The organism is Pseudoalteromonas luteoviolacea NCIMB 1944 (genome assembly GCF_001625565.1).
Classification (GTDB): domain Bacteria; phylum Pseudomonadota; class Gammaproteobacteria; order Enterobacterales; family Alteromonadaceae; genus Pseudoalteromonas; species Pseudoalteromonas luteoviolacea_F.
The window spans coordinates 1-1,698 of record NZ_AUXS01000062.1; the positions used below are offsets into that span (position 1 = coordinate 1).

At 45.4% G+C, this 1,698-nt stretch carries 1 protein-coding gene; it reads right to left on the reverse strand.

Translation table 11 applies throughout. The features are described from left to right. Nucleotides 1-1,698, reverse strand: a 1,698-nt coding sequence (locus N483_RS20910; RefSeq protein WP_155735423.1) for an SdrD B-like domain-containing protein, incomplete at both ends; no start/stop codon positions are given.

Here is a 1,698-nt window from a genome sequence, read left to right on the forward strand (position 1 = left end):
TTGTGACCGTGATGTCTTTTAACAGCGCATCATTTGAATCAACTACGCCATCCTGATCTACATCGAAGAACACAGTACCTGCAATAGACTTATCACCGGCCTTTGGCTTTTCGGTAAAACGGATCGCAGGGGTTGGATCTGTGCCCACCACGACTTTGGCGACATTGCTCACTACGCCTGTACCTGCGCCAATATAGCGATTGCCGGTTTGATAGCTTGTGCTTGGTGTTTGCGTGATGGTATACCCGTCAGCATTGGATTCAATCAGGCCAGTAAAGCTGAACTCACCGTTGGCATTGGTTGTTACACTCTGATTTATTGCCTGACCAAACTTATCAGTACCTGTGATTGTGACTGTGATGTCTTTTAACAGCGCATCATTTGAATCGACTACGCCGTCCTGATCCACGTCGAAGAACACAGTACCTGATATTGGTTTATCACCTGCCTTTGGCTTTTCGGTAAATCGGATCGCTGGCGTTGGATCTGTGCCAACCACTACATTGACAACATTGCTCACTACACCTGTTTCAGTACCGATATAACGGTTACCTGTTTGATAAATCGCACTTGGTGTTTGCGTGATGGTGTAATCATCTGCATTGGATTCAATCAATCCAGTAAAGCTAAATTCACCCTTGGCATTGGTCGTTACACTCTGATTTACTGCCTGACCATATTTATCGGTACCTGTGATTGTGACTGTGATGTCTTTTAACAGCGCATCATTTGAATCAACTAAGCCGTCCTGATCTACATCGAAGAACACCTTACCTGAAACTGATTTATCACCCGCCTTTGGTTTTTCGGTAAATCGGATCGCTGGCGTTGGATCTGTGCCAACCACTACATTGACAACATTACTCACCACACCTGAGTCGATACCGATATAACGGTTGCCCGTTTGATAATCTGTGCTTGGTGCTTGCGTGATGGTGTAGCCATCTGCATTGGATTCAATCAATCCAGTAAAGCTAAATTCACCCTTGGCGTTGGTCGTGGTGGTAGTATTTACTATTTGACCAAACTTATCTGTACCTGTGATTGTGACCGTGATGTCTTTTAACAATGCATCGTTTTGATCAACTACACCATCCTGATCCACATCGAAGAACACCTTACCTGAAACTGATTTATCACCCGCCTTTGGTTTTTCGGTAAAGCGGATCGCAGGCGTTGGATCTGTGCCTACAACAACTTTTGCGACATTGCTGATGGCACCGGCTTCAGTGCCGATATAACGATTACCCTTTTGGTAAATCGCACTTGGCGTTTGTGTAATGGTATAACCATCAGCATTTGATTCAATCAGGCCAGTAAAGCTGAATTCACCTTTGGCGTTAGTCGTTGTTGTGGTATTTACTGTTTGACCAAACTTATCCGTGCCCGTGATTGTGACTGTAATGTCTTTTAACAGCGCATCATTTGAATCGACCACACCATCTTGATCCACATCGAAGAACACCTTACCAGCAATCGACTTCTCACCGGCTTTTGGCTTTTCAGTAAAGCGGATCGCAGGCGTTGGATCTGTGCCCACCACGACTTTGGCGACATTACTCACTACGCCTGCACCTGTGCCGATATAACGATTGCCCGTTTGGTAAATCGAGCTTGGTGTTTGCGTGATGGTATAACCATCTGCATTGGATTCAATCAGGCCTGCAAAGCTGAACCCACCGTTGGCATTGGTTGTTA